This window comes from Chloroflexota bacterium, assembly GCA_026708035.1.
GTDB lineage: Bacteria > Chloroflexota > UBA11872 > UBA11872 > UBA11872 > JAJECS01.
Genome location: JAPOVQ010000021.1, coordinates 27,306 through 52,967, shown reverse-complemented (window position 1 = coordinate 52,967; position 25,662 = coordinate 27,306). Strand labels below are relative to the sequence as shown.

At 68.4% G+C, this 25,662-nt stretch carries 24 protein-coding genes and 2 tRNA genes; 14 read left to right on the top strand and 12 right to left on the bottom strand.

All coding sequences use genetic code 11. The features are described 5' to 3' along the window. Positions 1–35: 35 nt before the first annotated feature. From OXG33_09425 to OXG33_09405, 5 genes are all read right to left on the bottom strand, one after another. Positions 36–368, bottom strand: coding sequence for a hypothetical protein (locus OXG33_09425; protein ID MCY4114139.1), 333 nt, complete (start codon positions 366–368; stop codon positions 36–38). Positions 369–723: 355 nt separating this feature from the next. Then, positions 724–1,377: a TrkA family potassium uptake protein gene (locus OXG33_09420; protein ID MCY4114138.1), complete on the bottom strand. Its 654-nt coding sequence runs from the start codon at positions 1,375–1,377 to the stop codon at positions 724–726. Between the two features lie 21 nt (positions 1,378–1,398). After that, positions 1,399–2,838: a Trk family potassium uptake protein gene (locus OXG33_09415; GenBank protein ID MCY4114137.1), complete on the bottom strand. Its 1,440-nt coding sequence runs from the start codon at positions 2,836–2,838 to the stop codon at positions 1,399–1,401. A 171-nt stretch (positions 2,839–3,009) separates the two neighbouring features. Further along, positions 3,010–3,822, bottom strand: a complete 813-nt coding sequence (locus OXG33_09410; GenBank protein ID MCY4114136.1) for an SIMPL domain-containing protein — start codon at positions 3,820–3,822, stop codon at positions 3,010–3,012. Between the two features lie 115 nt (positions 3,823–3,937). Next, a complete protein-coding gene (locus tag OXG33_09405; protein ID MCY4114135.1) occupies positions 3,938–4,543 on the bottom strand; it encodes a superoxide dismutase in 606 nt (201 codons plus the stop codon). A gap of 181 nt (positions 4,544–4,724) precedes the next feature. On the opposite strand from OXG33_09405, the gene OXG33_09400 reads away from it, so the two are divergent. The 5 genes from OXG33_09400 to OXG33_09380 all read left to right on the top strand — a co-directional run bounded on the left by OXG33_09400 (position 4,725) and on the right by OXG33_09380 (position 9,456). Continuing rightward, positions 4,725–4,808, top strand: a tRNA-Leu gene (locus tag OXG33_09400). A 51-nt stretch (positions 4,809–4,859) separates the two neighbouring features. Then, on the top strand, positions 4,860–6,269 hold the full coding sequence (tig, locus tag OXG33_09395; GenBank protein MCY4114134.1) for a trigger factor: 1,410 nt from the start codon (positions 4,860–4,862) through the stop codon (positions 6,267–6,269). 27 nt (positions 6,270–6,296) lie between these two features. Next, positions 6,297–6,923, top strand: a complete 627-nt coding sequence (locus OXG33_09390; GenBank protein ID MCY4114133.1) for an ATP-dependent Clp protease proteolytic subunit — start codon at positions 6,297–6,299, stop codon at positions 6,921–6,923. Between the two features lie 42 nt (positions 6,924–6,965). Then, entirely contained in the window at positions 6,966–8,234 is a 1,269-nt protein-coding gene (gene clpX / locus OXG33_09385) for an ATP-dependent Clp protease ATP-binding subunit ClpX (GenBank protein MCY4114132.1), read from the top strand. A 340-nt stretch (positions 8,235–8,574) separates the two neighbouring features. Next, positions 8,575–9,456 carry an oxaloacetate decarboxylase gene (locus tag OXG33_09380; GenBank protein ID MCY4114131.1) on the top strand — a complete coding sequence of 294 codons (882 nt, stop codon included), beginning with the start codon at positions 8,575–8,577 and terminating at the stop codon, positions 9,454–9,456. On the opposite strand, the gene OXG33_09375 is transcribed toward OXG33_09380, so the two are convergent. Next, the gene (locus OXG33_09375) at positions 9,453–10,226 is read right to left on the bottom strand and encodes an isochorismatase family protein (protein ID MCY4114130.1); all 774 of its coding nucleotides are present in this window, start codon (positions 10,224–10,226) and stop codon (positions 9,453–9,455) included. The genes OXG33_09380 and OXG33_09375 overlap by 4 nt on opposite strands. A gap of 129 nt (positions 10,227–10,355) precedes the next feature. Between OXG33_09375 and OXG33_09370 the strand changes: the two genes are divergently transcribed. The 8 genes from OXG33_09370 (at position 10,356) to OXG33_09335 (ending at position 20,415) form a co-directional block, all read left to right on the top strand. After that, positions 10,356–10,916 carry a superoxide dismutase family protein gene (locus OXG33_09370; protein ID MCY4114129.1) on the top strand — a complete coding sequence of 187 codons (561 nt, stop codon included), beginning with the start codon at positions 10,356–10,358 and terminating at the stop codon, positions 10,914–10,916. A gap of 99 nt (positions 10,917–11,015) precedes the next feature. Then, complete coding sequence (locus OXG33_09365) at positions 11,016–12,305, top strand: exonuclease SbcCD subunit D (GenBank protein MCY4114128.1); 1,290 nt, start codon at positions 11,016–11,018, stop codon at positions 12,303–12,305. Between the two features lies 1 nt (position 12,306). Further along, positions 12,307–15,240, top strand: a complete 2,934-nt coding sequence (locus OXG33_09360) for an SMC family ATPase (protein MCY4114127.1) — start codon at positions 12,307–12,309, stop codon at positions 15,238–15,240. Beyond that, positions 15,237–16,409, top strand: coding sequence for a DNA double-strand break repair nuclease NurA (locus OXG33_09355; GenBank protein MCY4114126.1), 1,173 nt, complete (start codon positions 15,237–15,239; stop codon positions 16,407–16,409). Before OXG33_09360 ends, OXG33_09355 begins: the two co-directional genes overlap by 4 nt. A 14-nt stretch (positions 16,410–16,423) precedes the next feature. Further along, positions 16,424–16,990 carry a hypothetical protein gene (locus tag OXG33_09350; protein ID MCY4114125.1) on the top strand — a complete coding sequence of 189 codons (567 nt, stop codon included), beginning with the start codon at positions 16,424–16,426 and terminating at the stop codon, positions 16,988–16,990. A gap of 8 nt (positions 16,991–16,998) precedes the next feature. Continuing rightward, positions 16,999–18,672: an ATP-binding protein gene (locus tag OXG33_09345; protein MCY4114124.1), complete on the top strand. Its 1,674-nt coding sequence runs from the start codon at positions 16,999–17,001 to the stop codon at positions 18,670–18,672. A gap of 99 nt (positions 18,673–18,771) precedes the next feature. Further along, positions 18,772–19,515, top strand: coding sequence for a glycosyltransferase family 2 protein (locus OXG33_09340; protein ID MCY4114123.1), 744 nt, complete (start codon positions 18,772–18,774; stop codon positions 19,513–19,515). 261 nt (positions 19,516–19,776) lie between these two features. After that, positions 19,777–20,415, top strand: a complete 639-nt coding sequence (locus OXG33_09335) for a DedA family protein (protein MCY4114122.1) — start codon at positions 19,777–19,779, stop codon at positions 20,413–20,415. A gap of 31 nt (positions 20,416–20,446) precedes the next feature. Here the strand turns inward: OXG33_09335 and OXG33_09330 are convergent, their stop codons facing one another. Continuing rightward, the gene (locus tag OXG33_09330; protein MCY4114121.1) at positions 20,447–20,848 is read right to left on the bottom strand and encodes a methylenetetrahydrofolate reductase C-terminal domain-containing protein; all 402 of its coding nucleotides are present in this window, start codon (positions 20,846–20,848) and stop codon (positions 20,447–20,449) included. 146 nt (positions 20,849–20,994) lie between these two features. Further along, positions 20,995–21,579, bottom strand: coding sequence for a LysM peptidoglycan-binding domain-containing protein (locus OXG33_09325; GenBank protein MCY4114120.1), 585 nt, complete (start codon positions 21,577–21,579; stop codon positions 20,995–20,997). A gap of 137 nt (positions 21,580–21,716) precedes the next feature. Between OXG33_09325 and OXG33_09320 the strand changes: the two genes are divergently transcribed. Continuing rightward, the gene (locus OXG33_09320; protein ID MCY4114119.1) at positions 21,717–22,454 is read left to right on the top strand and encodes a sugar phosphate nucleotidyltransferase; all 738 of its coding nucleotides are present in this window, start codon (positions 21,717–21,719) and stop codon (positions 22,452–22,454) included. Between the two features lie 10 nt (positions 22,455–22,464). Here OXG33_09320 and OXG33_09315 read toward each other — a convergent pair. From OXG33_09315 to OXG33_09300, 4 genes are all read right to left on the bottom strand, one after another. Continuing rightward, positions 22,465–22,545, bottom strand: a tRNA-Leu gene (locus OXG33_09315). Positions 22,546–22,754: 209 nt separating this feature from the next. Beyond that, the gene (locus tag OXG33_09310; protein ID MCY4114118.1) at positions 22,755–23,978 is read right to left on the bottom strand and encodes a phytanoyl-CoA dioxygenase family protein; all 1,224 of its coding nucleotides are present in this window, start codon (positions 23,976–23,978) and stop codon (positions 22,755–22,757) included. A 211-nt stretch (positions 23,979–24,189) separates the two neighbouring features. Further along, positions 24,190–25,053, bottom strand: a complete 864-nt coding sequence (locus tag OXG33_09305; GenBank protein ID MCY4114117.1) for a type II toxin-antitoxin system VapC family toxin — start codon at positions 25,051–25,053, stop codon at positions 24,190–24,192. Positions 25,054–25,061: 8 nt separating this feature from the next. Beyond that, the gene (locus OXG33_09300; protein ID MCY4114116.1) at positions 25,062–25,559 is read right to left on the bottom strand and encodes an AbrB/MazE/SpoVT family DNA-binding domain-containing protein; all 498 of its coding nucleotides are present in this window, start codon (positions 25,557–25,559) and stop codon (positions 25,062–25,064) included. Positions 25,560–25,662: the final 103 nt, after the last annotated feature.

The following is a 25,662-nucleotide window of genomic DNA, read 5'->3' as shown; positions in this document are numbered from 1 at the left end:
GCGCTGCCTCCGCAGCGCCCTTACCGAATGACGAACTACGCCCGGTGCGGGCGTCGCGGCATGGAAATCCGGTACGTCGGTCCGCTGGCCGCGGAGGGCGCCTCGATCAACGAGCCGTCCTCTTCGACCCCGTGGTCCAGTTGGGCGCGGACGTGCGCCAGTCCCTCGCGCACGAGGAAGTCGCGCGCGCCCCACGCGCTCATCGATTCTTCGGGAAATGCCACCGTCATCGAGAAATCCTGCTCATCCCGCCGCAGCCCGAAGAGCACCAGGTCATAGGCCCCGGCCTCCGGAATGAACTCGGCGTAATCGATGAAGAAGGATCGCCCGTCGCGAGTTTTGTGCATCTCCCCGATGATCTGAATCATGGTTGCCCCGACGTCCCGGCTGCATGCCCGAGACGAGCACCTACGCCTTTCTCTACGCCTACGGCGCGACTGCCCCCCGCGCCGGCCGCAAGATGCGACTCGGTAGGGCGTATGCTACAGCCTTCGGCCAATAGTGCACAACATCTTGGGGCGCTTTGTTTTTGCAGCCAACATGTGGTAGGCGATTCGCGCTCGATTCACCCTGTGGATAGGTGCGAATGAACAGCAGACTGGGAGTTTCAGGCAAGCGATCCCCGGGACGCTCGCTTCGGACTCGAAGCCGCGCCCGCCCGCGCGACTAGGCGCGGTATAGCCCGTCCAGGGCTCTCCACGGACTATCCACAGGCCGGAAGACCTAGTCGTCGCCGGCGCTGGCGTCCACGATCTGTGCGAGTTGATCGTCGCGACCCACCACCACGAGCACGTCGTCGTCCTGTACCCGGTCGGTCAGCTCCGGCATCACCACCAGCTCGTTGCCGCGCTTGATCGCCAGCACGGCGGCGTTGTACCGCCCGCGCAGGTCCATGCTGGCCAGCGTGCGGCCGGCGAAGGCCGCGGCCGGAATCTGGGCGATGCCCAGGTGCGGCAGCAGCTCGAAATAGTCCATCGCGCGCGGGGCCTCGACGGACTGGGCCAGGCGCACGGCCATCTCCTGCTCGGGGAAAATCACGCGGTCCGCGCCGACCCGCTCCAGAATGGTGCGGTGCACGTCGCTCGACGCCTTGGCGAACACCATCGGCACGTTGAGATTCTTGAGGTGGGTCGTGATCAGCACGCTGGCCTCGACCTCCGCCATGGCCACGATCGCCAGCTGCACGTCGGGCGCCCCGATCTCAAGCAGGACGTCCTCGTCGGTGGCGTCGCCGGTGACCGCGGACTCGATATCCGGGGCGATGTCTTGCACCTCCCCCTGGTCCTGGTCGATTGCGATCACGTCGTGGCCCAGGCGCGTCAGGTTGATGGCCAGGTTGCGGCCGAATCGCCCCAGGCCGGCTACGAGAATGTGCATGCGAATGCCGCTCGCGGGTGGCTAGCCAACTTTGATCGTTTCCTCGGGAAACCGGATCAGCTCGGGCCGCTCGCGCGTCACCAGCGCCTGCGCCAGGGTCAGCGCGCCCAGCCGGCCGACGAACATGGCGATCACGAGCACCGTTTTCGAGACGACCGAGAGGTCGGGCGTGATTCCGGTGGAGTATCCCACTACCGCAAAGGCCGAGATCGACTCGAAGAGGAGGTTGCCCAGCGGGTGGCCCGACTCGCGCTCGGCCACGCTCATCACCAGCGTGGCGAGGAACACGGCCATCGCCGACAGCAGCACCACGGTGAGCGCTCGGGTCACCGAGACCGTGGCAATGGTTCTGCCGAACGCCGTGGGTGAGCGGTGCCCCCGAATGTGGGAGACGGCGGCCACGGCCAGCACGCCGACCGTGTTGAGCGTGACGCCGCCGGCCACCGACGCCGAGGCCCCGCCGATGAACATCAGCAGCATGATCGCGGTCCACGCGTCCAGTCCCAGCGCGCCCAGGTCGACCGTCGTCAGGCCCGCGGTGCGGTTGATGGTGTGAAAGGCGGCCGTGACCGTCCGCCCGCCCAGGTCGTCGTCCGCGATCGCGCCGCCAAATGTCGGCGTGAGAATCCACAAGACCACGAACCCGACCAGCGACACGACGAGCATGGTGGTGAGCACGAGCTTGCTCTCCAGGGAAAGGCGGCGCCACGAGCGCCGGCGCAGCCCGTCGAAGATCACCGTGAACCCCACGCCGCCGAGGACGCTGAGAACGCCAAACGTCGCCAGGATGTTGGTGGCGTCCACCAGCCGGCCCATGCTGGCGGTGCCGGGCTCCACGTTGAACCCGGCATTGGTGAAGGCCGAAATCGCGTGGAACGCCGACCACCACAGGGGATTCTCGATGGCCGTGTCGCCAGTCGCGTACCACAGCACGAATCCGAACCCGACGGCCTCGGCGAACAGCGTCAACGCGGCCACGCGCCAGATCAGCCCCAGCAGGCCGCCGGGCTGGTCCAGGCCCAATGGCTGGCCGAAGAGGAGATGCTCGCGCGACGAGGTGCGCCGCCCGGCCAGCGTCAGGATCACCACCGCGCCGGTCACGAATCCGAGCGCACCGACCTGGATCAGCGCCAGGATCACGCCCTCGCCGAACGCGGTCCAATGGTCCGCGGTGGATACGACGGTCAAACCCGTCACGCATACGGCCGAGGTGGCCGTGAAGAGCGCCGTGATGAAATCGGTGCCGCCGCTCTCGCTGGCGAAGGGCAGCATCAGCAAGATGGTGCCGACGGTGATCAAGCCCGCAAAGCCCGCGGCCAGGGTCACGCCCGGCCGCGCGGTGCCGGGCGCGCGGGCGCGCTTGCCCCCTTGCAGGCGTTGCGTCGCCCGGCGACGCAGCGTGACCACGCGGTCCGACAGCCCCAGGGGCTCGGGGATCCCCGGCGCGCCGCGACGGCTCATGCTCATCCCACCCCCAAAATCCGACGCAGGGTAGCGGCCGTCACCGTCCGCATGATGTCTCGCGCCGGACCATGATGCGCCGTTTGACGCGCGGCGCAACCCGTGGACCAGGGAGCGCTACGGTGCGGTCGCTATGGCTGCGGTGCGAACGGCGTTGGGACGGTGCGCGGTCTACTCGAAGGCGAAGTTGGCCCGCACCACGGCCCGGATGATCACCTGGCCTGGAGGAGCCGCGAAGGCGGCGAGCTTCGCCTGCGCCGGGTCCACCTTCTTGGCAATTGCCGGGAATACACCGACCTCTTCTTGAATATTGATCAATCCCGCCACCCGGCCCTGCAGCGCCTCGGCAATGGCCCGGGCCTTTTTGGCGGCGGCGATGGTTGCCAGGCGCAGCGCGTCCTCGGTGTGCGCCCCCTCGTCGGCCAGGGCGTAGGTGAGCGAGTGCAAGGCCTCGGCGCCGGCCGCGAATCCCGCGTCCACCACTTCCGCCGCGCGATCGAGCTTCGCGACGCGGATCCTGATCGTCATTGTGGCGGTGTAGCCGGCCGGCGTGCCCGCGCGTTCCCCGGCCTGATAGGTGGGCGCAAGTGTGACGCCGCCGATCTGCACGTCATGGTCGTTGAGGCCGAGGTCGTCAAGGTCTCTGACGGCCTCCACCACGGCCCCGGCGGCCTCTTCCGCATTGGCCGCCGCATCCGCGGCCGTGGCCGCACTGGCCTCGACGCCCAAGACGACGATGGCCAGGTCCGGCGTGCGCACCAACTCCCCCACGCCGATGACGTGCACGCCCTGCGGCTGCTCCGGCGGCAAGAACTGCGGCAGTCCGCCGACATCGACGGTTGCCGAGACTTCCTCTTCCTCGGGTGCCGCACCCGCCTGGAACTGCTGCAGCGCCAGAAATCCCAATACCACGAGCGCGGCCACCAGCACGACGATGAGGCCGATCTGGTAGATCCACGGAAGCCGCCGAAACAGCGCAAACACGGGCTAGGCCTGTCGATTCAGGGGCGAAGGCGGCCGGCGCCGCGCGGCGAGCATAGAAAGGCGCGGCGCGCGGGGGCAACTGATGATGTTGCCCCCGCGCCGCCGAACGTCCGCCTCAGCCGCCGAAGCGGCGAGCGGCCTCGTCCCAGTTCACGACGTTCCACCACGCCGCGATGTAGTCCGGCCGCTTGTTCTGGTAGTTGAGGTAGTAGGCGTGCTCCCACACGTCCAGCCCCAGGATCGGCGTGCCGGAGCCGTCCATCAGCGGGCTGTCCTGGTTGGGCGTGCTGGTGACGGCCAGCGAGCCGTCCGCCTGCTTGACGAGCCAGGCCCAGCCGGAGCCGAAACGGGTCGTCGCGGCCTGAGCAAACTCTTCCTTGAACGCGTCCAAGCTCCCGAAGGCGCTGTCGATGGCCGCGGCAAGGGCGCCGCTGGGGGCGCCGCCGTCCGGGCTCAGCACCGTCCAGAAGAGGCTGTGGTTGGCGTGCCCGCCCGCGTTGTTGCGCACGGCGGTGCGGATGCCTTCCGGCACCGCGCTCAGGTCGGCAATCAGGTCCTCCGCGCTCATCGCGGCCAGGTCCGGGTGGTCGGCCAGCGCGTTGTTCGCGTTCATGATGTAGGTCGCGTGGTGCCGGTCGTGATGGATCTCCATCGTCCGCGCGTCGATATGCGGCTCCAGCGCGTCGAAGGCGTACGGCAGCGGCGGCAGTTCATAGGCCATGCGGGACTCCTCGCCAGGCGGGCACGTGGACCCAAAGCGGGTCGGATGCGGTGAGAATGGTGTCCAATCGTAGCCTGCCGTTTACAGATGCACGAAAACTTGCGCGGCGTCCGTATACTTGCCGCGGTGCCGTGCACACGCCCCGGTCCAGAATCCAGCCCTCGTGCGGCTCCGGTGGAGCGGGGAAGTGTCGGAACTGGTAGACGAGCGTGATTTAGGATCACGTGGAGATTTCTCCGTGAGAGTTCGAGTCTCTCCTTCCCCACCTGAGTGCCCCGCCGCCCGTCGCGGGGCGCCTTGGAGCGTGTGAGCACCCATGCAGGCCACCGCCAGCAAGCTTGAAGGCAGTCGCGTCCGGCTCGACGTCGAGGTAGGCCCCGAGGACCTCCAGCGGGAATATGCGCGCGCCATTCGTCGCGTCTCGGGTCGGGTGAGCATTCCCGGCTTCCGCCGCGGCAAGGCCCCGCGCCCGATCGTGGAGAGCTACGTCGGCGCCGAGGCGGTCATGCGCGAGATGGTGGAGCACGTGGTTCCGCGGGCCTACACCGACGCCGTGGAGCAAACGGGCGTCGAGCCGCTCGATCAGCCGGAGCTCGATCTGCCGGACGTGCCGTCGCTGGACGCGCCGCTCGTGTTCTCCGCCGAGGTCGCGGTCGCGCCCGAGGTCGAGTTGGGCGACGTGTCCGCCCTCGAGGTCGAGGCCGAAATGCCCGAGGTGTCCGACGAGGACGTTGAAACCCAGGTGGCGGAGTTGCAGGAGATGCGCACCACCTGGGACCCCGTCGAGCGGCCGTCGCAACTCGAGGACGTGGTCGGCGTCGAGATTTCCATCAACGCCGCCGGAGTCCCCGAAAGCGAACCCCAGGTCTACTCCGTGCGGCTGGGCCAAAACGGCTTTCCGGCCGAGTTCGACCAAGAGCTCACCGGCAAGTCGGCGGGTGACGAGTTCGCCTTCGAAAGCGAGATTCCGCTCGACGATCCCAACCCGGACCTGCGCGGGCAGCGCGTGACGTTCAGTGGCGCCGTGCAGAGCGTCAGCGAGGCGCGCCTGCCGGACCTGGACGATGCCTTCGCCCAGACCATGGCGGGGCTCGACTCCATGGACGCGCTGCGCGGCGACATTCGCGAGCGGCTGTTGGAGCAACGCCGCCTCGCGGCCCAGGCCAAGCTCGAAGACGACGTGCTCGACGCGCTCGTCGAGGCCTCCACCTTCGAGGTGCCGGCCGTGCTCGTGGAGCAGGAGCACGGGGCGCTCCTGGAACGGGAGACGCAGGCCATGGTGTCGCGCGGGATCGCGGTCGATACCTACCTTGGCTCGATCGGCCAGACCCGTGCTGAATGGGAAGAGAACTGGCGCGAGCAGGCCGAATTGCGCGTGAATCGCGGCATCGTGCTGGAGCACTACGCCGACGCCGAGGAGATTCAGGCGGACGACGACGAAGTCGCCGAGGAAACCGATCGCGTGGCGGCCAGCTACCCGGAGGCGCGACGCGACACCGTGCGCCGCTCGCTGGCCCGCGATGAGGGTCGAGCGCGTATCGAATCCGCCGTTCGAAATCGCAAGGCGTTAGCTAAGCTTGTGGAGGCGGTCACCGGCCAGGCCGGGCCCGCGCACGACCATCAGTCGGCGCACGAGCCGGACCCCGACGTTGCAGCGGTGGCGGACGCCGCGGCGGCGGAAGCCGAACCGAGCGAAGCCGCCGAGTCGGAATCCGCGACACCCTAGCCAACGGCAACAGAAAGAGTCACCGGAATGGGTTTTCTCGTCCCCTACGTCATCGAGACCACCGACCGCGGCGAGCGCGGCATGGACATCTACTCGCGCCTGCTCCGCGACCGGATCATCTTCCTCGGGACGCCGATCGACGACGCGGTGGCGAACACGGTCATCGCCCAATTGCTGCTGCTGACCAGCGAGGACTCCGAGGCCGATATCTACATGTACATCAACTCGCCGGGCGGCAGCGTGGCGGCCGGCCTCGCCATCTACGACACCATGCAGCATGTGCCGAACCAGGTTTCCACCTACTGCATCGGCCTGGCCGCCAGCATGGGGTGCGTGATTCTGGCGGGCGGCGCCAAGGGCAAGCGTTACGCGCTGCCAAACAGCACCATGCTGCTCCATCAGCCCGCGCAGGGCATCGAGGGTTTCGTGCAGGCCACCGATCTGGAAATCCGCACGCGCGAGATCATCAAGGTGCGTGAACGGCTGGAAAACATCCTGGTCGAGGCCACCGGGCAGCCCAAGGAGCGCATCCACCAGGACACCGACCGGGACTACTACCTGACAGCGCCCGAGGCCGTTGAGTACGGGATCATCGATGACATCATGGCGCCGCGCGAAGCCGCCGCCGAGCCTTCCGTCGACGGTGCCGAATAGCGCATCGCCGAGGCGCGCCCCTCGGCCGCACGGGAAACTCTGATGGCCCGCGGCCGCTCGCCCCGCACCAGCTATAGCTGCTCCTTCTGCGGCAAGACCCAGGAGCAGGTGCGCCGCCTGATCACCGGGTCCGCCGGCGTCTACATCTGCAACGAGTGCGTGGACTTCTGCACCAGCATCATCAACGACGAGCAGGCGCGCACGCCCGGCCCGCGACCGCTCGCCGGCGGGATTCCCACGCCGGAGCGCATCTTCGAGCAGCTGAGCGAATACGTCATCGGGCAGGACCGCGCCAAGAAAATCGTCTCGGTCGCCGTCTACAACCACTACAAGCGCGTGGCCGCCGGCCCCATGGCGGACGACGTCGAGCTGCAGAAGACCAACGTGCTGCTCGTCGGGCCGACGGGCGTCGGCAAGACCGAGATCGCGCGCACCCTGGCCCGCATCCTCAACGTGCCCTTCTGCATCACGGACGCCACCGCGCTCACCGAGGCGGGGTACGTGGGCGAGGACGTGGAGAACATCCTCCTGCGGCTGATTCAGACCGCCGACTACGACATTGCGCGCGCCCAGACGGGCATCATCTACGTGGACGAGATCGACAAGGTCGCGCGCAAGGCCGACAACCCGTCGATCACGCGGGACGTGTCCGGCGAGGGCGTGCAGCAGGCCTTGCTCAAGATCATCGAAGGCGCGGTGGTCAACGTGCCGCCGCAGGGCGGGCGCAAGCACCCGCACCAGGACTTTATTCAAATCGACACGCGCGACATCCTGTTCATCTGCGGCGGCGCCTTCGAAGGCCTGGATCGCATCATCAGCCGGCGGCTCGGTCGCGGACCGCGGATCGGCTACGCCGACGGCGATAAGTACGGCGAGGCCGAAAGCGTGGTGCACGAGGTGATCGCCGACGACCTGCTCAAGTACGGCCTCATCCCCGAGTTCGTCGGCAGGCTCCCCGTTGCCGCGGCGCTCGACGCGCTCGACAAGGAGGACCTGGTCCGGATCCTCACCGAGCCCAAGACTTCGCTGGTGCGGCAATACCAGAAGCTGTTCTCAATGGACAAGGTCGAGCTGCAGTTCACCGACCCGGCGCTGGAGGCCATCGCCGAACGCGCCCTGGAGAGCAAGACGGGCGCGCGCGGCCTCCGCACGACGCTGGAGGAGCTGCTGCTGGACACCATGTTCAGCCTGCCCTCCGAGCGCGACGTCCGCACCGTCGTCGTGACGCCCGAGGCGGTGAACGACGACGCCGAGCTTATCCGCGTCACCCAGGCCCCCGAGCCAGCACGCGCTGCCGAGGAAACGGCCTAGCCGGCAGCGCCCGACGTCCGGCCAATCGACCCCAAATGTCATTCCGAGCGCAGCGAGGAATCTAAGACGTTCGATCTCGGGTGGCGGACTGTTCGATTGCAGCACGGGCCTGGATTCCGGCCCCGTATCGAGTATGGGGCAGGCTCTTCGCCGGAATGACGGATCGGCTCGGTGGTCCAGGCTTCGAATCCGATGGCCCAGCCCGCGTGCCGCCTGGGATCAAGCCCCGCGCGCTGGGGAGACGTCGCGCAGGGGCGACGCATGCGTCGCCCCTGCGGCACTCCCCGGCGCCCGTCCGGCACAATCGGCGCAACAGCCGCTCCCCCGACCGGAGACCAGCATGCGTCGTTCCACCCGCCTGCGCCGGCGACTCGACCGCGACGAGATCATCGTGCTGCCGGGCGCCTACGACGCGCTCTCGGCCACCCTGATCGAGCAGGCCGGATTCGAGCAGTTCTTCACCACCGGGTTTGGCCTGGCCGCGAGCACCCTCGGCGTGCCCGATATCGGGCTGCTGACGCAGACGGAGATCATCGAGCGCGCCCGGCGCATCGCCAGCGTCGTTGACATTCCCCTGGTGGCCGACATGGACACCGGTTACGGCAACCCGCTCAACGTGATTCGCACCGTGACGGAGTGCGTGCAGGGCGACATCGCCGGCGTCATCCTGGAGGACCAGGAGTGGCCCAAGCGCTGCGGTCACCTGGAAGGCAAGCGCGTCATCCCGCGCGACGACCATGTGCAGAAGCTGCGCGCCGCCGTGCATGCCCGCGGCGACGACGATCTGGTCATCATCGCGCGCACCGACGCCCGCGCGGTCAACGACATGGACGACGCCATCGACCGCGGCCGCGCCTACCACGCCGCCGGGGCCGACGTGGTATTCATCGAGGCGCCGCGCTCGCGCGACGAGCTGCGCGCCATTCGCGACGCGTTCCCATCCAAGGTCCCGCTCTTCGCCAACATGATCGAGGATGGCGCGACGCCGTTCCTGTCGGCGTCCGAGCTGCAAGACCTCGGCTTTCGCATGGTGGTCTATCCGCTGTCCGGGCTGTTCGCCAGCGCCGCCGTGATGCGCGGCGTCTTCGACGCGCTGCACGTCACCGGCACGACCACGGGCGCGGGGCCGATGACGGGTCTCGAGGAGTTCAAGACGCTCATCGGACTCGACCGGTTCAACGCGCTCGAAGCCGAATTCGCCTCGAACGGAGATACGGGCTAAGCGTCGCCGAAGGCCGCGATCAGGTCGTCGGTCAGGGCGGTGTAGAACCAGCGTTCGAGGTCGAGGATCACGGCGCGCGTGAGACTGAGGCTGCCGATCGTGGCCCGCGTCTCGATGGCGCTGGTGGCGTCGCGCAGCAGGATCGGCGCATAGCCGCGGTCGCGCATGGCGTGCAGGCCGTAGTCGCGGAACCGGATGCAGATGTTGGTGGCGAAGCCCGCGTAGATCAGGTGCACCAGGCCGCGGGCCTTGCAGGCCGCGTGAAGCTCCGCGCCGGTCGCCACCACCACGTCTCCCGGCGTCGGCGGGATCGACGGGTCGATGCCGTGAATGGGGAACCAGTCGGGAATGGGCCCGTCGTAGTTCTCCGGGAGCTCCCCGGGGCGCTTCCGCAGCGAGCTGTAGCCCCCTGTCGTGTCGCGGTAGTCCTGGGGCGGCCAGTCGTCGACGGGCGGTGACGGCGGCCCGGTCTCGCGGCTGTCGTGGCGAAGGGCTTCGAAGTCGGGCGCGACCCGAGGCGACGGGGCGTAGATCACCGTCGCGCCGGCGGCCCGCGCCGCGTCCAGCACGGGACGAATGCGCGTGCGGCAGATCTCTCCCGTGCGCTCCAGGTGCGACGGCATCGGATGCCCTGCCCAGGTGTCCACCAGCACGATGGCGACCTCGGCCACGTCCAATTCGACGGTGGCGGCCGCGTGCGCGATGTTGGCCTCGGAGTTGTCATCGGGGCCACTGCTCTCCATCACGTGATAGCGCACGGGTAGCTGCATGGCCTTCTCCCACCGGCGGCCGGCCCCTCACGCCGCGCAGCATACGCCTAATCCCGAACCGACTCCGACCGGCAACTTAGACTGGTCATTGAGAGTCGCCCGCGGGCGGTGCGCGAAGCGGATATGGACATGAGTCACGCAACTGGTGACCGGCGGAAACAGCCCCGAGCCTGCCATGGCGCTTGGTTCGTCCTCGCCCTGGGCATCGCGCTGCTGGCGCTGACTGCCTGCGACGGCCAGTCGGTGGACGAGGCGGACCTCGGTGTCACCGTGGTCGCCACGATGGCAGGGCCCGACGGCGTTTCCATGGGAACCGTCGCGCTGACGCAGGGGCCGAACGGCATGCTGGTCTCGGCCGACCTGACCGGCTTGACCGAGGGCTGGCACGGCTTCCACATCCACGAGACCGGCAGTTGCGAGCCAGACTTCTCGGCGGCGGGCGGCCACCTGAGTCCCGACGACAAGGGGCACGGATTTCTCCACGGCCCCAACCATCCTGGTGACATGCCCAACATCTACGCCGGGGCCGGCGGAATCGCGCGCGCCAACGTCTTCAACACCCAGGCGTCGCTGAAGTCCATCTTGGACGACGACGGTTCGGCCATCATCGTGCACGCCAAGCCAGACAGCTATGGCCAAGACCCAGGCGCCGGCGACCGCGTCGCCTGCGGCGTCATCAACCGCAGCTAGTACCCTGAGTCCGGCCTTCGCCGGGAGTCTAGGCGGCTGTCGGCGTGCACCCTGCGGTGCTGCGTTCGTTTTATGTTCGGCGTGATACCGTAACGCGTGATGCAGGTTCGCTTCGTCCATTTCGCCGACGCGCACTTGGGCTTCAAGCAATACGGCCTGACCGAACGCGCCGAGGACTTCACCCGCGCCTTTGGCAGCGTCATGACCTATTGCCGCCGGGTGCGGCCGGACTTCGTGATCCTGGCGGGCGATCTGTTCGACTCCAAGTCCATCGATCCCCGCACCTACGCTGACGCCGACGCCGGCCTGGCCCTGCTGGCGCAGGACGGGATTCCGGTGGTCGCCGTCGAGGGCAATCACGAGCGTTGGTTTCGCCGCGGCGAGCGCTCCTGGCTCTGGCAGCTCAGCCGGAGCAACCGGCTCCGCTTGCTCCAGCAGATCGACCCCGAGCGCGAAGGATTGGCGTGGCGGCCCTGGACCGCCGAGCGCGGCCACGGGGCCTATACGGACATCGGGCCGGTGCGCATCTTCGGCGTGGAGTATCTGGGCGCGCGTTTGGCCGACCACCTGCCCCGGGTGATCGAGGCGGCGCAGGCGGCGCCCGCGGACGGCGTGCAGTTCCAGATCGGCGTGCTGCACACGGGCGTGGATGAGGAGTCGCCAGGCGGGCAGGGCGGCGTGGGCGCGGCCGACCTGCTGCAACTGCGTGGCGTCGCCGACTACCTGGCGCTGGGACATATCCACTACCGCTACGAGGTGCCCATCCAGGAGCCCTGGATCTTCAATCCCGGCGCGCTCGAGGCCCACAGCATCACGGAAGGGCTGATCGGTGAACCCGGTCTGGCCGGCGCGGGGCGCGAGCGCGGGTTGTACGACGTCACAGTGCACCTCGAAGCCGCGCCGCGAATCAAGGCGCGGTTTCTCGACGACGTGGTCGAACGCCGGCCGTTCGTGCGTCTCGCCATCGACGTCACCGGCACGGAGAGCTTCGCGGCGCTGCGGGAAAAAGTAGCCGCTGCGCTCGACCCGCCGTCGGCGGCCTCGGGACCTCGTCCGATGGTGGAGATCGTGCTGCGCGGCGCGCTTGAATTCGAGCGGGCCTCGCTGGATCAGCCGGCGCTGCTAGAGCTCGTCCAGGAGCATTACGATCCACTGCACGCCCGCGTGACCGTGGAGGTGGAGCGCACGCTGGGGGCCGGCGTGCGCGTCCGCAGCGGGTCGCGGGAGCAGATCGAGCGCGATGTGGTGCGCGAGTTGCTGGCCCAGGAGCCGGCGGTCGCGGCCCAAGCCGAGACGCTGGCCGAGCGCACGCTCGAGCTCAAGCGATCGGTCCTCGAGGGGCAAGACGAGGCGGCCCTGGCCTCGATCGTGGAGGCCGCGCTGCCCTGACATGCTGATCCACCGCATCGAAATCACCAATTTCAAGAGCTTTGCTACCGCTGCCATCGACATGGCGCCCGGCCTCACCGCCATCGTGGGCGACAACGGCGCGGGCAAGACGGCGATCCTCCAGGCCATCGGATTGGGCGTGTTCGACGCCCGCCCACGCCCCCTCGCGAGCGTCATGCGACACGGCGCAACGGATGCGTCGGTGGCGATCGAGTTCACCTCAGGGCTGGACGAGCGGCGCTACCGCGTCACGCGCAAGCTGCACCGCACCCGCGCCCGCGGCACCGGGGCGCTCTCGCCCCAGGCGTCGATGGACTCGGAGATCTTCGACGTCGAGCAACGACGCGTGTTCGAGGAACGCGCCGACGATGTCGAGGCCTTTCTGGCGCAGCACCTGGGCGTCGCCGGATTCACCGGACCCGACGAGGTGTTCGACCGAGTCGTCGGCGTGCCGCAGGGCCGCCTCACCGCGGACTTCCTGGATACCCCGAGCCTGCGCCGCGAGCGCTTCGATCCCATCCTGCGCGTCGACGAGTTCAAGCGGGCGGTCGATGACCTCCGCCCGCTACTCAACCACTTTGACAAGCAGCGGGTGGCGCATGAATCGACGGCCAATGAGCTCGCGCACCGGTTGGAGGCGCAGCCCGCCGCTGAAGCGGCGCTCGCCGAAGCCCGGCGCGAGGCCCACGAGATCGCGCAGGACCGCATCGCGGCGCAAGCCAAGCTGGATCAGGCGGTTGCGGCCGCGCAGCGGCATGACGCGGAAGCGCAGGCCGCCGACGCGGCCCTTACGGCGGCCAAACTCGCCGACTCGCAGCTGCTGACGCTCCAGCAGGCCGCGCGCGACGCCGAGAGCCAGGTGGCCGAGGCAAAACGCGCGGCGGACGAAGTCGACGAGACCCGCGCCGACCATGAAGCGTATGCCGCGGCACAGGACGAGATCAAGAAGCTGGGAGACGTGAGCGGCGAGCGCGATGTTCTGCGCGAACGGCTGTCGTCGCTGCAGGCGGACGAGACCCGCGCCGCCGTTGCCCGGGACCAAGCGCGGCAGACGCTGGCGGAGGCCAAGGCGGCCGCAGAAGGGCTCGGGAAGCTTGCCGACGCGGCGGCTGCGGAGACGGAAGCGGTGGTAGCCGTCCAAGAGTTGAACGGCCGCCTTGCGGTTGCGAGGGCGACCGCGGAAAGCGCCGACCGCGCGCAAACGCAGGTTGCGGGAGCGCGGCGGGATTTCGCCGACGGATACCAGCGATGCGCCGCAGATGTCGAGGCAGCTGGAGCGCGGGTCCGGCAACTCGAAGCCGATTGGGAAGCGGCGTCCGCGTTACGGCCCCTGGTTGACCAGCTCGACTCGCGTGGTCAGGCCCTGCGAGATCTACAGACGCAGCGCGCCAGTGTCACAGCGGTCATGGCGGCTGACGACGAGGCCGCGGCCCTGCTGGAGCAAACGAAAGTCTGTCCCTTCTTCGACTCCGAATGCCGCAATCTGGCCGATGTTCCGGATGTGGCGCTGGTCTTCGAGCAGCGCGCCTCGAGCCACCAGCGTCACGTCGAGCAGCTGGCGAACGGTGAGGCCACGGCGCAGACGGCGCTGCGTGAGGCCGAGGATGCCCAACGGCGCATGGGCGATTTGCCGGCGCGCCACGATGCCCTGGAAGCCGCAAAAAGCGAGCACCTCGCGGCGCGGGCGGTGCTCGAGGGCATGCACCCGGTGTCGACGGCGGCGCAGGGCGAGGACGCCAAGGCGCTCAACGCCGCTATCGACTCGGCCGAGGCCGAGTTGCCGCCCGAGGCGCGGCCCGATCACCTCATCGGCATGGCCCGGCGCCTGGTCGGTGCGCTTGAATCCCTGGCCGAATCGCGGCAAGCCGCCGGCGACGCTGCGCGGTTAAACGGGCAGATTCAGGAGGCCGAGCAGGCCCTGCAACCCCACGTCGGCGCCGGCGGCAGGCTGGTCCAGGCCCAGGCGCTGGCCGACGAGCAGGACGCCCGAGCACAGGCCGCGCGCCAAGCGGTCGCAGACGCCGAGCGCGCCGCCGCCGCGCGGGCCGCTGCCGACGTCACAATGCGCGACCTCGAACCGCGCCTCGCCGAAGTCCAGGCCGCCCAGCGGAAGCTGGACGAATCTCGCGCCGGCCACGAGCGCTATCTCCAGCACGAGCGCCTGGCGTCCGAGACGGAGCAACGCGCCGAGCGTCTGCAAGTCGTCCAGGCGCAGGTCCGGGACGCTGTGACAACGACAGCGGACGCCTGGGGCTTGGCGGCTAGGTTGGGAGCCGCGGCGGATCGCGCGGCGCGAGATGAGGCGCACGAGGCTCGCAACGCGGCCATCGCGTGCAAGACCGAGCTCGACACCCGCGCCGAGGCCCAAGATGCGCGGATCGCTGAGCGGCGGAAGGAACTGGACGAACTCGCGGAGGTTGCGGGCCGCCTCGACGCCGAAAACCGTGCGGTCGCCCGAGCGAAAGCCCTGCGCGAGCGCACGGAGCTCATGCGGGGGGTGCTGCGAGCCGCCGGGCCGCTCGTCACCGAGGCGCTGCTAGCCGACGTGAGCGAGGCGGCGGACGAGATCTTCGGCGAGGTGCTCGGCGACCGCGCCGGTCGCCTTCGCTGGACCCCCGACTACGACATCGTCCTCGAGCGCGGCGGTCACACCCGCAGCTTCACCCAGCTTTCCGGGGGCGAGCAGATGACCGCCGCGCTGGCGGTGCGGCTGGCGCTGCTGCGCGAGCTGCTCCACATTGACGTCGCATTCTTCGACGAGCCGACGCAGAATCTCGACGACACCCGCCGCACCAACCTCGCCGAGCAGATTCTCCACGTGCGTGGCTTCAAGCAGCTTGTGGTTATCACCCACGACGACAGCTTCGAGCGGATGCTCGACCACGTGATTCACGTGCGCAAGGTCAACGGCGAGAGCCGGGTCGAGGTCGCATGACGCTGTCGCGGACCAAGGTGATCGAGGCGCTGGAAAGCCGGCGCGATGACTTCCTCACCCTTGACCAGGCGTTCGCGCGCGAGCTCGACGGCCTGCGCCGCGGTGCAAGAGTTATGCGCGGCCTCACGGCCCAGGCGCTCCGCGATGCACTCGGCGGTCTCGACCACGCCGAAGGGGCTTTTCCCACCGACGAGTGGGACACGACGCCGGACGGCGCGTGGTGGCGGCCATTCACGGCCAACGCCGGCGACACCCATGAATCCTGGCGCGCCTGGGCCATGCGCACGCTCACGGGCGTCACCACCTGCGCCGTGGACGGGAGCCAGATCTATCCGTCGTCCGAGTGGTCGATCGACGTGGGGGCGGTGCAGATCGGCCGCTTCGTCAACGGTCACGCCAAGGACGCCTACTCCAAGGACCTGCACTTCGAGGCCATCCCGGCCACGGACCTCTACGGCGCCGACAACCAAGAGAGCCATCCGCGCGAGCTTGTGGACCTGCGGCGCTTCCAGGCCGAGTGCGCGGCCCTCACCGAGTGGATCGAAGACTCCGACGCAGAGACTGAGCGAGTGGCGATCTTCGACGGCAGTCTGATCGCCTCATTCGTCAGGAACCCCGACCTACGCCAGCGCTACGTGGCGGCGGTGGTGCGCCTGCTGGTGGCCTCTGAATCGCATGCGGTGCCGGTCGTGGGCTATATCGACGCCAGCCGCGCGCGGGACCTCGGCGTCATGGTGGCGGCGGTGCGCCACACCGACCCCCCGCGTCGCGTCACCGATGGCGTCTGGCTGCCGCCGGCCCCGTGGGGCGCGCGCACGCCGGCGTTCATCAGCGCGCGAGGCACGGGCCTGGAAGGCTACGGCGAGCACGCGCGCTCGGTCGCCTTTCTCTATTTGCGCGCCTCGTCCCGCCGCCGGCCGGCGCGGCTCGAATTCCCACGCTGGGTGGTCGAGGCCGGCCGCACCGAATGGATGACCGACGTCGTTCGCGCCGAAGTCGTCGCCCAGGCCGATGGCTATCCCTACGCCGCCGAGACGGCCGACGCGCTGGCGGTGCTGACCCAGGCCGACCGTGACCGATTCCACGCGCTGTTCCAGGACTTCGCCGAGCGCAATGGCCTGGACGCCCATCTCTCCGGGAAATCGGCGAGCAAGCGGCGGCGCCGATGAGGCTCGCGAGGATCGTGAAATCCAACTCGCACGTGGAGTACGTGGCGCAGGTTGATCGCCCCGGCGAGGTCGATGTCGCGCCCGAGCCCGGCGACTACGCCTTTGGCACCTTCGTCGCCGTTCCGCGGTCCGCCGGCGACTCGGCCATCGGCGTCGTCTTCGACGCCACGCTCGTCAACCCGGAGTTCGGCGCGCTCGGTCCCCGGTTGACCACCAGCACCGAGCTGCAAACGCTCGCTCCCGACCAGTTGCCCGAGACCGCGACCCTGATCGGCGTGCTGCTCCTCGGCTCACGGTCCGCTGGCGGCGAGGTGACGCAGGGCGTGGTGGCCCATGCCCTCAGCGTCGGGGACGCGGTTCACCGGCTGGTCGATGCCGAGTTCGAGGCCTTCCATAGCGCCGACGACGGGCTGCGGGCGGCCTATCTGCCGCTGCTGCTGGCCCACGGACACCCGCTGACCTCGGAGCTGGCGCTGGCGATCACCCAGCGCCTGGTCGAGGCGTTTCCCGCGCACGCGGGCGCGGTGGCCGTGCTGCGGGACTCCATCGCCTGGCGCACGCGCATCGAGGCGGCCGGATGAGCGGGGCCGTGCCCGTTGGCACCACCAAGGGGCCTGGCGAGTCCCCGCATACCTACACCCTGGTCGCTCCGGACGCCGACGACCAGCTCAAGATCGGCGAGTTCGTGGCGTACGACGCCCGGGTCGATGGGGAGTTGCGCTCCGTGCTGGGCCGCATCGACGCGCGCCGCCCGCTCAAGCTCTATCCGGACGCCTTCATGGCCGACCCGCAGGTCGCGCCCAGCCGGGTGGCCGGGCTGATCGGATTCGATCATGCGACGCCGGAGCTGTATGAGTTCGACGTCGCTGTCCTGGGCTACTTCGACGACACGCTGGGCTTCGTGAATCCGCGGGTGGCGCCCCGCGCTGGACGGCCCGTCTATCTGGTCCCGGACGACGACCTGGCGCACGCGCTTTCGCGGATTCCGCACGGTAAACCCGGCGCGGCGCACATCGGCAGTCTGCTCACGCGCGCCAGGGATCGCGTGCCCATCACGCTCGACGTGAACGAGTTTGCCAGCACGCACTTGGCCATCATCGCGGGCACCGGCGCCGGCAAGAGCTACCTCGCGGGCGTGATCGTCGAGGAGCTGATGCAGCCATCGGTGGGCGCGGCGGTGGTGGTCGTCGATCCCCATGGGGAGTACGGCACACTCGACGAGATCGCCAACCACCCCGGCTTCCGCGGTGACGGCTATCGCGCGCGGACGCTGGTCGTGCGCCCGGAGCAGATCAAGATCCGCCGCGACCTGCTGCACCCGAGCGACATCTATCAGCTCGTCGGCTCCACGCACGGGCTATCCGGACCGCAGCGCGAGGTCCTCAGGTTGGCGCTGCGAGCCGTCGGCATCGACCGCGGCCGCCGCTGGACGTATCGGCAACTGACGGAAGCCGTCAACGACGTCGAGCTGAGCGGCGGCCCGCGCAACGCCGGCGACGATGGCGCCGACTACATGCTCGTCAAGCGCGCGTTGATGTGGCGCCTCAACGCCACCCTTGGCCGCCAGGACGGCATCTTCGATGACTACGAGCACACGTCGCTGCAGGAGCTGATTCGGCCCGGGCAGTGCACCGTGGTGCAGCTCAACGAGGTGCCGCGCGAGGAGCAGCAGGTCATCGCCGCGACGCTGCTGCGCCGCTCGTTCGACGGTCGCGTGGGCACCGCCAAGCAGCGCATCGGCTCGGACGACGAGCGGTATCTCCCGGCACCGGTGTTCACTCTCATTGAGGAAGCCCACCACTTCGCGCCGGCCGGCGAGGAGGTGCCCACCACCAACCTGCTCAAGCAGATCCTGGCCGAGGGTCGAAAGTTCGGGTTTGCCGTGGGACTGATCTCACAGCGTCCCGGCAAGCTTGACCAGGACGTGCTGAGCCAATGCATGACCCAGTGCATCCTGCGGGTGGTGAACCCCGTGGATCAGCAGGCCATCGCCGGCGCGGTCGAGAGCGCCGGACGCGAGCTGCTGGCCGAACTGCCGGCGCTCAGCAAAGGACAGGCGATAGTGGCGGGCGCGGCGGTCAATACGACGGTGCTGTGTCGCGTGCGTCCGCGGCTCACGCCTCACGGCGGCGAGTCGCCCGATGTAGTGGACGCGTGGCGGCGGGCGCGGTCACAATTGCCGCCTGTCGATCGCTCGCTCGAGGCGGCTGACCCGGAGTCCGCGCGCACGCCCGAGGAACGATTGTTCGGCTCGATACAGTGAGCGCGGTCTCGCAGCGCCTTGAGGCAGGGTATTGATCACGACCACTTTTGCGTTCCTGGCCGCTGCGAGCCAGGCGCGCTCCGCCAAGGCGGGGCGCTGATGCCCAAGCTGACCCTCGTCATCCCGGCCTACAACGAGGCGCGGCGCCTGGGCGGCACTCTCGATGCGCTGTCGGCCTACCTGTCGCAGGCCGGAATCGACGCCCACGTCATCGTGGTGGATGACGGCAGCACCGACGCCACGGTCGACATCGCCTTGAGTCACGCGGTGTCGGACCGGCCCGTGGATGTCATCACGCTGCCAGGACAGCGGGGCAAGGGCGCGGCCGTCCGCGCCGGAATGCTGGCCGCGGATACCGACGTCATCGGTTTCGTGGACGCGGATTTGTCGACGCCGCTCGACGAGTTGCCCCGCGCGCTGGAAGCCTTCGACCGCGGCTACGACGTGGTCATCGGTTCGCGTGCGATGCCTCGCAGTCGCACCCTCCGCGCTCAGTCCGCGGGCCGGCGGGTCGGCGCCCGGATGTTCCGCGCCATCACGCCCACGATCGCCGGGCTGCGCGGCTTCCCCGATAGCCAATGCGGATTCAAGTTCTGTCGTCGGGAAGCGGCCAAGGATCTGTTCGGTGGCACGGTGATCGAGCGCTGGGTGTTCGATGTCGAAATGCTGCGGCTCGCCGTGCACCGCGGATACCGCGTGGCGCAGATCCCCGTCGCCTGGCGCGACCATCCCGGATCGCGCCTGCGGCCCTCGCTCGTTGCCTTCGGTGTATTGCGGGACCTGGTGCGGATTCGGCTCCGGTTCGTCCTCGGCAGGTATGGAGCGGCCGGCCGCGCCGCCTAGAATGTCACCGTCGCGGCGGCCGCACGTAGACTAGGCGGCCTCACCTCAGCAGCGTGCGTCTCGGACGCCGTGCACGCGCGCAATGGCAGGAGATCGCCCGTGGTGTGGCGGAATTCGAAAGAGCTGGGCGCCGCCCGTGACACATCAGATCGAAGTGCAGCCCGGCCGGTTGGCGCCGCTCAAGCGCCCGCGCCCGCTGTGAGTCGGCGCCTGGCGCGCCCATGCTGACCGAGACGCCCGTTCGCCGGGTTGGGGCCTTGAATGGGTGAAGGCTTCGATGCCTTCCGCGAGGCCCTGTCGGCCTTCCTGGGGGTCAGCCAGTACCTGGGCTTGGCCCTGTATGTGGGCATCGAAGAGGTTGGCGTTCCCTTTCCGGTGCCTGCCGATACCTTGCTGGTGCTCATGGGCTATCAGGTATCCCGCGGCGAGGCGCACCCGCTGCTCGTGCTGCTGGTCACCGTCGGATCGGCCACCCTCGGGGCATCCATTCAATATTGGCTGGGACGATACTTCGGCACTCGGTTGATCAACCGGCTGCGGGGCATCTTTCGCCTCAGCCATGAACGCCAGGAGCGCATCGAGATCTGGCTCCGCCGCTACCAGTTTTGGGCGGTGATCCTGCTTCGCCTGGTCCCAGGATTTCGCGTCATCTTGACGCTGGTGTGCGGCGTGTCGCGGGTGGACTTCCGGCTGTTCGTGCCCTCGGTGGCCATCTCCGCCACCATCTGGGCCTGCATCTTCGTGGGCCTTGGATGGGCGCTCGGCGACGAGTACGAGCTTCTGGTCGAAGCGATCGAGGAAAACGTGAGCATCGGGATCAGCATCGCGGTTGTCGCCGGGGCGGTGCTCCTGGCCATCGCACTCTTCCGACTCCGGCGGCGCATCTTCCGCCGCACCTGACGCCGACCCGCGGCAAGCCGCGGGCCGCCCGCTACGACTTCTCCCGCGCCTCCGGATGCATGCGCGCGGCCGCCCGCTTGACCAGACTCACCCATGACGACGTGCCCTGGCCGCGCCAGTCCAAGTCGTCCTGCAGCTTCATCAGCCGGTCGACGCGCCCCAGGCGCTCCGCTCGCTCGTAGATCCGCAGCCACACGCAGGGCATCGACGGGTCGGTTTCGCACATGCCATGCATGTCGGTCCCGCCGCATGGCCCGTCGCGCAGTCCCTTCGGGCAAGCCATCGGACAGATGAAGGCCGTGTCCTGCAGGATGCAGTGCCCGCACATCTGGCAGCCGAACAGCGGCCGCTTGACCGCGCGCTCGACGAGCGTGAGCGCCTCCGTCGGAGCTTGGCGGACGGCGCGCTTGATGACCGTTGAGGTGATTGACATGGTTTCGGCAGCGCGAATCGGGCAACCCCCGATTATAGAGAGCGGCGCTTCATCCTCTACCGGCGGACCGGTTCAGCCCCGGCTTGCGCTCCGCGCGTCATGCGGATGTCGGCGCTGGGCCCCAATCGTCATCACCGCCGGCGCGACTAGGGCGAAGGGCGGGGCGTGGGGGGCGTGATCTGGCGCTCGGGAATCCTGAGCGGCCGGCCGACGAAGAGCTGCGACGGGTCGGCGATCTCGTTGAGATCGGCCAGGTCTTCGACGGTCACTCCCAGCTCCTGCGCAATGGCGAACAGCGTGTCGCCGGCCTTCACGACGTAGACCTCGTCGTCGGAGCCCGTTGGCGCCGCGGGCGTCACCCGCTCGTCCGGCTGGGGTAGCTCGAGCTTCTGCCCCGCGAAGATGTTGTTGGGATCCAGAATGCCGTTCTTCGCGGCAAGGTCCTCGATCGTGACATTGAAGCGCTCGGCGATCAGCGCCAGCGTGTCGCCGCTTTGCACGGTGTAGGTCTGCGGCAGCGGCGTGGGCGTGGGGGTCGGGGCACGGGTGGGTGTGGGCGTCGGCGAAGGCAGCGGCGGCACCGTCACACCGGGGGAGGCCGTGTCCGACGGGGAGTCGCCGCCGGTACCCGGGAAACTGTCGGAAGCCTGCGTGACCAGGACCACCGCCACGACCGCGAGAATGGCGAGGCCGAGCGCTCCGAAGATCAATTCACGGCGTGCATCGGTCACGCGCGCCACTCTCCCGGCTGGCGGCTTATCCCCATTGCCGATCCGCAGCGGGATGTCGGCGCGGAGTCTCGTTCGCGGTGTCGCCGAGTATAGCGGCGCACGCGTCCGCCCTTGCGGCCGGCGCTATCATCGGCGGCATGCAAGCGTTGATCCTCGCCGCCGGCTGGGCCACGCGCATGGGCGATCTCGCCCGCGCCACGCCCAAGCACCTGTTGCCCATCGGCGCGCGCTGCAGCTTGGACTTTGCGGTCGAGCGGCTGGCCGCCATCGACGACATGCAGCAGATCCACGTCATCACCCACGATGTCTTCTTTCCCCAGTTCGTCGACTGGGCCGCGGCGCACGAGCAGGAACCGCGCCTGACGCTGCACAACGATCAGACCACCAGCGAAGCGACCAAGCTGGGCTCGATCGGCGACATCAAGTATTTCCTGGACACCGCGCACCCCGACGACGATCTCGTCATCGTGCTCGGTGACAACGTGTTCGACTTCGACCTGCGGCCGCTGGCGGCGCGCGCCGTCAGCAACATTGTGGTGGGGCTGTACGACGTCGAGTCGTTGGAATTGGCGACGCGCTACGGCATCGTCGAGCTGGACGACGATGATCGGATCGTCTCGTTTGTGGAGAAGCCGGCGGCGCCCCGTTCGACGCTTGCCGGGACCGGTATCTACGGATTCCCGCGCGCGAACCTGGCCGACTTCGACGCCTACCTGGCCGACGGCGGCAGTACCGACAAGTTCGGGTCGGTGATGGAGTGGCTGCACACCCGGCGCACGGTGATCGGCCAGGTGTTCCGCGGGCGCTGGTTCGACATCGGCAGCCCCGACGAGTACGAGCGCGTCAATCGCGAGTTCGGCGGCGAAACGGGCTGAGCGCCCGCGGTGCCGGGGGTGGGAGTCGAACCCACACGACCGAAGTCCCGGGATTTTAAGTCCCGTGCGTCTGCCATTCCGCCACCCCGGCACGGATGTCTTGCAGAGTACGGCCACGGGTTCGGTTTCGTGTAGGACCGGCCCTGGCGGCAGTCCGATGGCACGTCCCCGGCCGCTTGTCGGGGCGGCTCTTGTGGCCGCCCGTCCGTCATTCCCGCGGAGGCGGGAATCCACCCTACCGACATCACCGCGCATGGAGACCTTGGCGCTGCCCCCGCCGCCTCCAGATTTGGCAGGGCCCTACGCCGCGTGCTCCCAGCTGGCGATGAACTCGTCCACGGTGATGCCGCGCTGCATCCGCTCCAGGGAATAGGGAATCGGCCCCGACTGGTAGCCGGGCACATAGTCCTCGCCGTCAGGCGCCAGCAGGTGGTCCTCCAGCGCGCCAAACCGCTGCCAAATCGCGTCCGCCTCGGGTTTGCCGAACCGCTCCGCAAACTCCGGCCCCCAGTTGAGCGAGATGCCGTGGCTGTATTCGGCGCGGCGGCGGAACTCGGGCGGCAGGCTGGCGTAGTCCGGCCGCTTGAGGTTGTGGATGTGCATGGCGGCCTTGCAGAGCCAGATCGTCAGCTGCAGCTTGGTGGCGGCGCCCGCGCCGGGCCGCAGCGCCTCCAGCGCGTCCGCATAGGCGTCCCCGTCGCGGTCCAGCAGCGCCCGCAGGGCGCGCTCGGTGTCGTCCTTCAGCCTGGCCGTGCGCGCGGCCCACAGCTCGAACCAGGCGCGAGCCTCCGCCGAGAGATGCCGCGTGAAGTCCAGGTCCTCCCAGTGGGGGTAGATGGTATGCCCGCCGTGCAGGGTGCGGCGCTTGGGCTCGCTCATGTAGCGGCTGCCCCAGTGGATCAGGTAGTTGACGTAGACCAACACGTCGCCCGCGCGCAGCTCGACCTGCTCGCCTCCGGGAACCGGCACGCGGGCGTTTTCCAGCAGGCTGCGATTCTCGGCCTCGCTGTTGATCCGCGTGTGGCTGCCGGGAACGATCCAAAACACGCTGTCGTCATACAGCGGAATGTTCCACTGCATGTAGTTCGGCCCGTCTTCCACCAGGCTGTCCTGCATCGACTGCATCGGTCCCATATCGATGGGGTGGATGTCGCGATGCCACGGCGCCGGACCGTAGTCGAAGGTGGGGTTGCACATCATCTGCATCGCGCTGATCCCGGCGCCCTCGTCGTCGAGCAGCTCCGCGGCCAGACCGCGAATCGGCTCCGACACCCACAGTTCCACCGCTTCGGCCGTATCCGCGTCGATGAACGTCTCGGTGTTGCTCAGCCGCGGTTGCATCGCGCTGTCCCAGATGCCGCCCGGCGGGTCGTCGGGCCCCCGCTCGCGCCGCCAAACCGCTCGCTGACGATCGAGCAGCGTCTCGAAGGTCACGCGCAGCGACGCCAGCTGGCCCTCCGGGATCACGTCGCGCTTGACCAGATATCCATCGCGCATCAGCTGCGCGCGATTGCTCGACGACATCGGCCTCACCTCGGGGCTACGCCGGGAACAGCCCCATCGTGGCACCCGTGCGCACGTTTCGTCACTCCGAGCGCCCTCTTTCGTCATTCCGAGCGCCAGCGAGGAATCTCAGACGGTCGACCTCGGCCGCGAATAGCAAGGTCCGCGTAGGGGCAGGCCTTGTGCCTGCCCGTTTGCCCTTCCACCCAATCGCAACTGGCAGCTTGGATCGTCAGCCTTCGTATCTCGGCTGAAGGCGCATGTGCAAGAACGATTCCAGCAACGGCATGAGGGCCTTGTTTGTCGTGGCAGGCAGCAAAATGTTCACCCGGCTCGTCTCCCGCTTGATCCACGCTGCGAGAGCCTTTCGATCAAGACCGGAGATGCTCCGCATGCGCTCATCGTTTCTGATCGAACCTGCCAACGTGCTTGGGGCACTTCCGGTGTAGTGCTGGGACACGTACCGCGCATTCGAATTCTCTCCAGCCCTACCGACCTTTAGCCACGTGCCGTCCAACCAGAAGCCGTAAACCGCCATTTTTTCCTTCGGCAAAGCACGCGGCTTATGGGGCGCGTCTAGAAACTCAGCGTCTGCATACCCAAGATCGACTCTTTCTCCCGCTAGTTCGGACACCGTAGCGAAATCTCTCAGCGCCGATCTAACGTCCTCGCGCCAGTCCCAATCCATCAGGTGGACCTCCCTACACCAGCCGAATCGCCTCAATCTCCGAATCAGCCGCACCTCGACATCGACATCGAGCTCCGCCCAAGCCCGATCCGCCGTCACCGCCGGCAGTCCACGGCGCGCGGCCAATTCCAGACAGGCCCGGTCGCCCAGCGAGAGTCCGCGGTGGCGAGTGGCGCGGCGGGAGGCGGCGGTGGCAAGGGCCTGCTTTTCGTCGAAAGGGACGATGTCCACGTACAGGTGGGCGATGGAGCGTCGGATTTCGGTCAGCGACAGGCCAAGATCGACGAGCCGGGCGGCGGTCTCGGCGACATTCACCGCCGAGGCCAGCGCATCGCCGCGATAGCCGTCCACAATCTCTCCACCGGGCTCATCGCGCACGAATGCCACCATCGCCGACGCGTCCAGCACGGCGCGGCTCACATGGATTCCTCGGCGGCGGCCTCACGGCGGCGCTCTTTGATCAGCTCGTCCACCAGGCTCACGCCCTCGGGCACGTAGCGGGCGATCATTTCACGAATTCGACGGGTTTCGGTCGCGTCACTGACCAAGTGGAGGTCTTCGCCCTCCATCCGCATGATCACGGCGTCGCCCTCCTTGATCCCCAGGGCCGCGCGGAACTCCGCCGGGATCACCACCCGACCGCCCGGACCGATGGTGGTTCTGACCTGCTCCGGCGCCAAATCTGCGCCCGCCGCGTCTTCGTCCAGCAAGGGTCGACTCAGCTGTGTCTCCATATAGCCCGCCTGCACCAGCACGTTGCGGACATGCTGGTAGCGGATGCCGAGACTCTGGGCAATCTCCGACCGGCTGTATCCGGCGCGAAACAGCGCCCGAATCTTGTCGGACTTGGTCGTCAGGCCGACCACGACCTGTTCCGCAGGCTGCCGATCGTAGTCATAGGTGTGCGTTGCCATCAGCGAAGCTCCAAAAGTCGATTGGAAATAGTTAGATTGTCAGATGAACTATTTACTGTCAAGCAAACAGTTTGTGCATGTTGCGCGATTGTCTCGGCGTCCA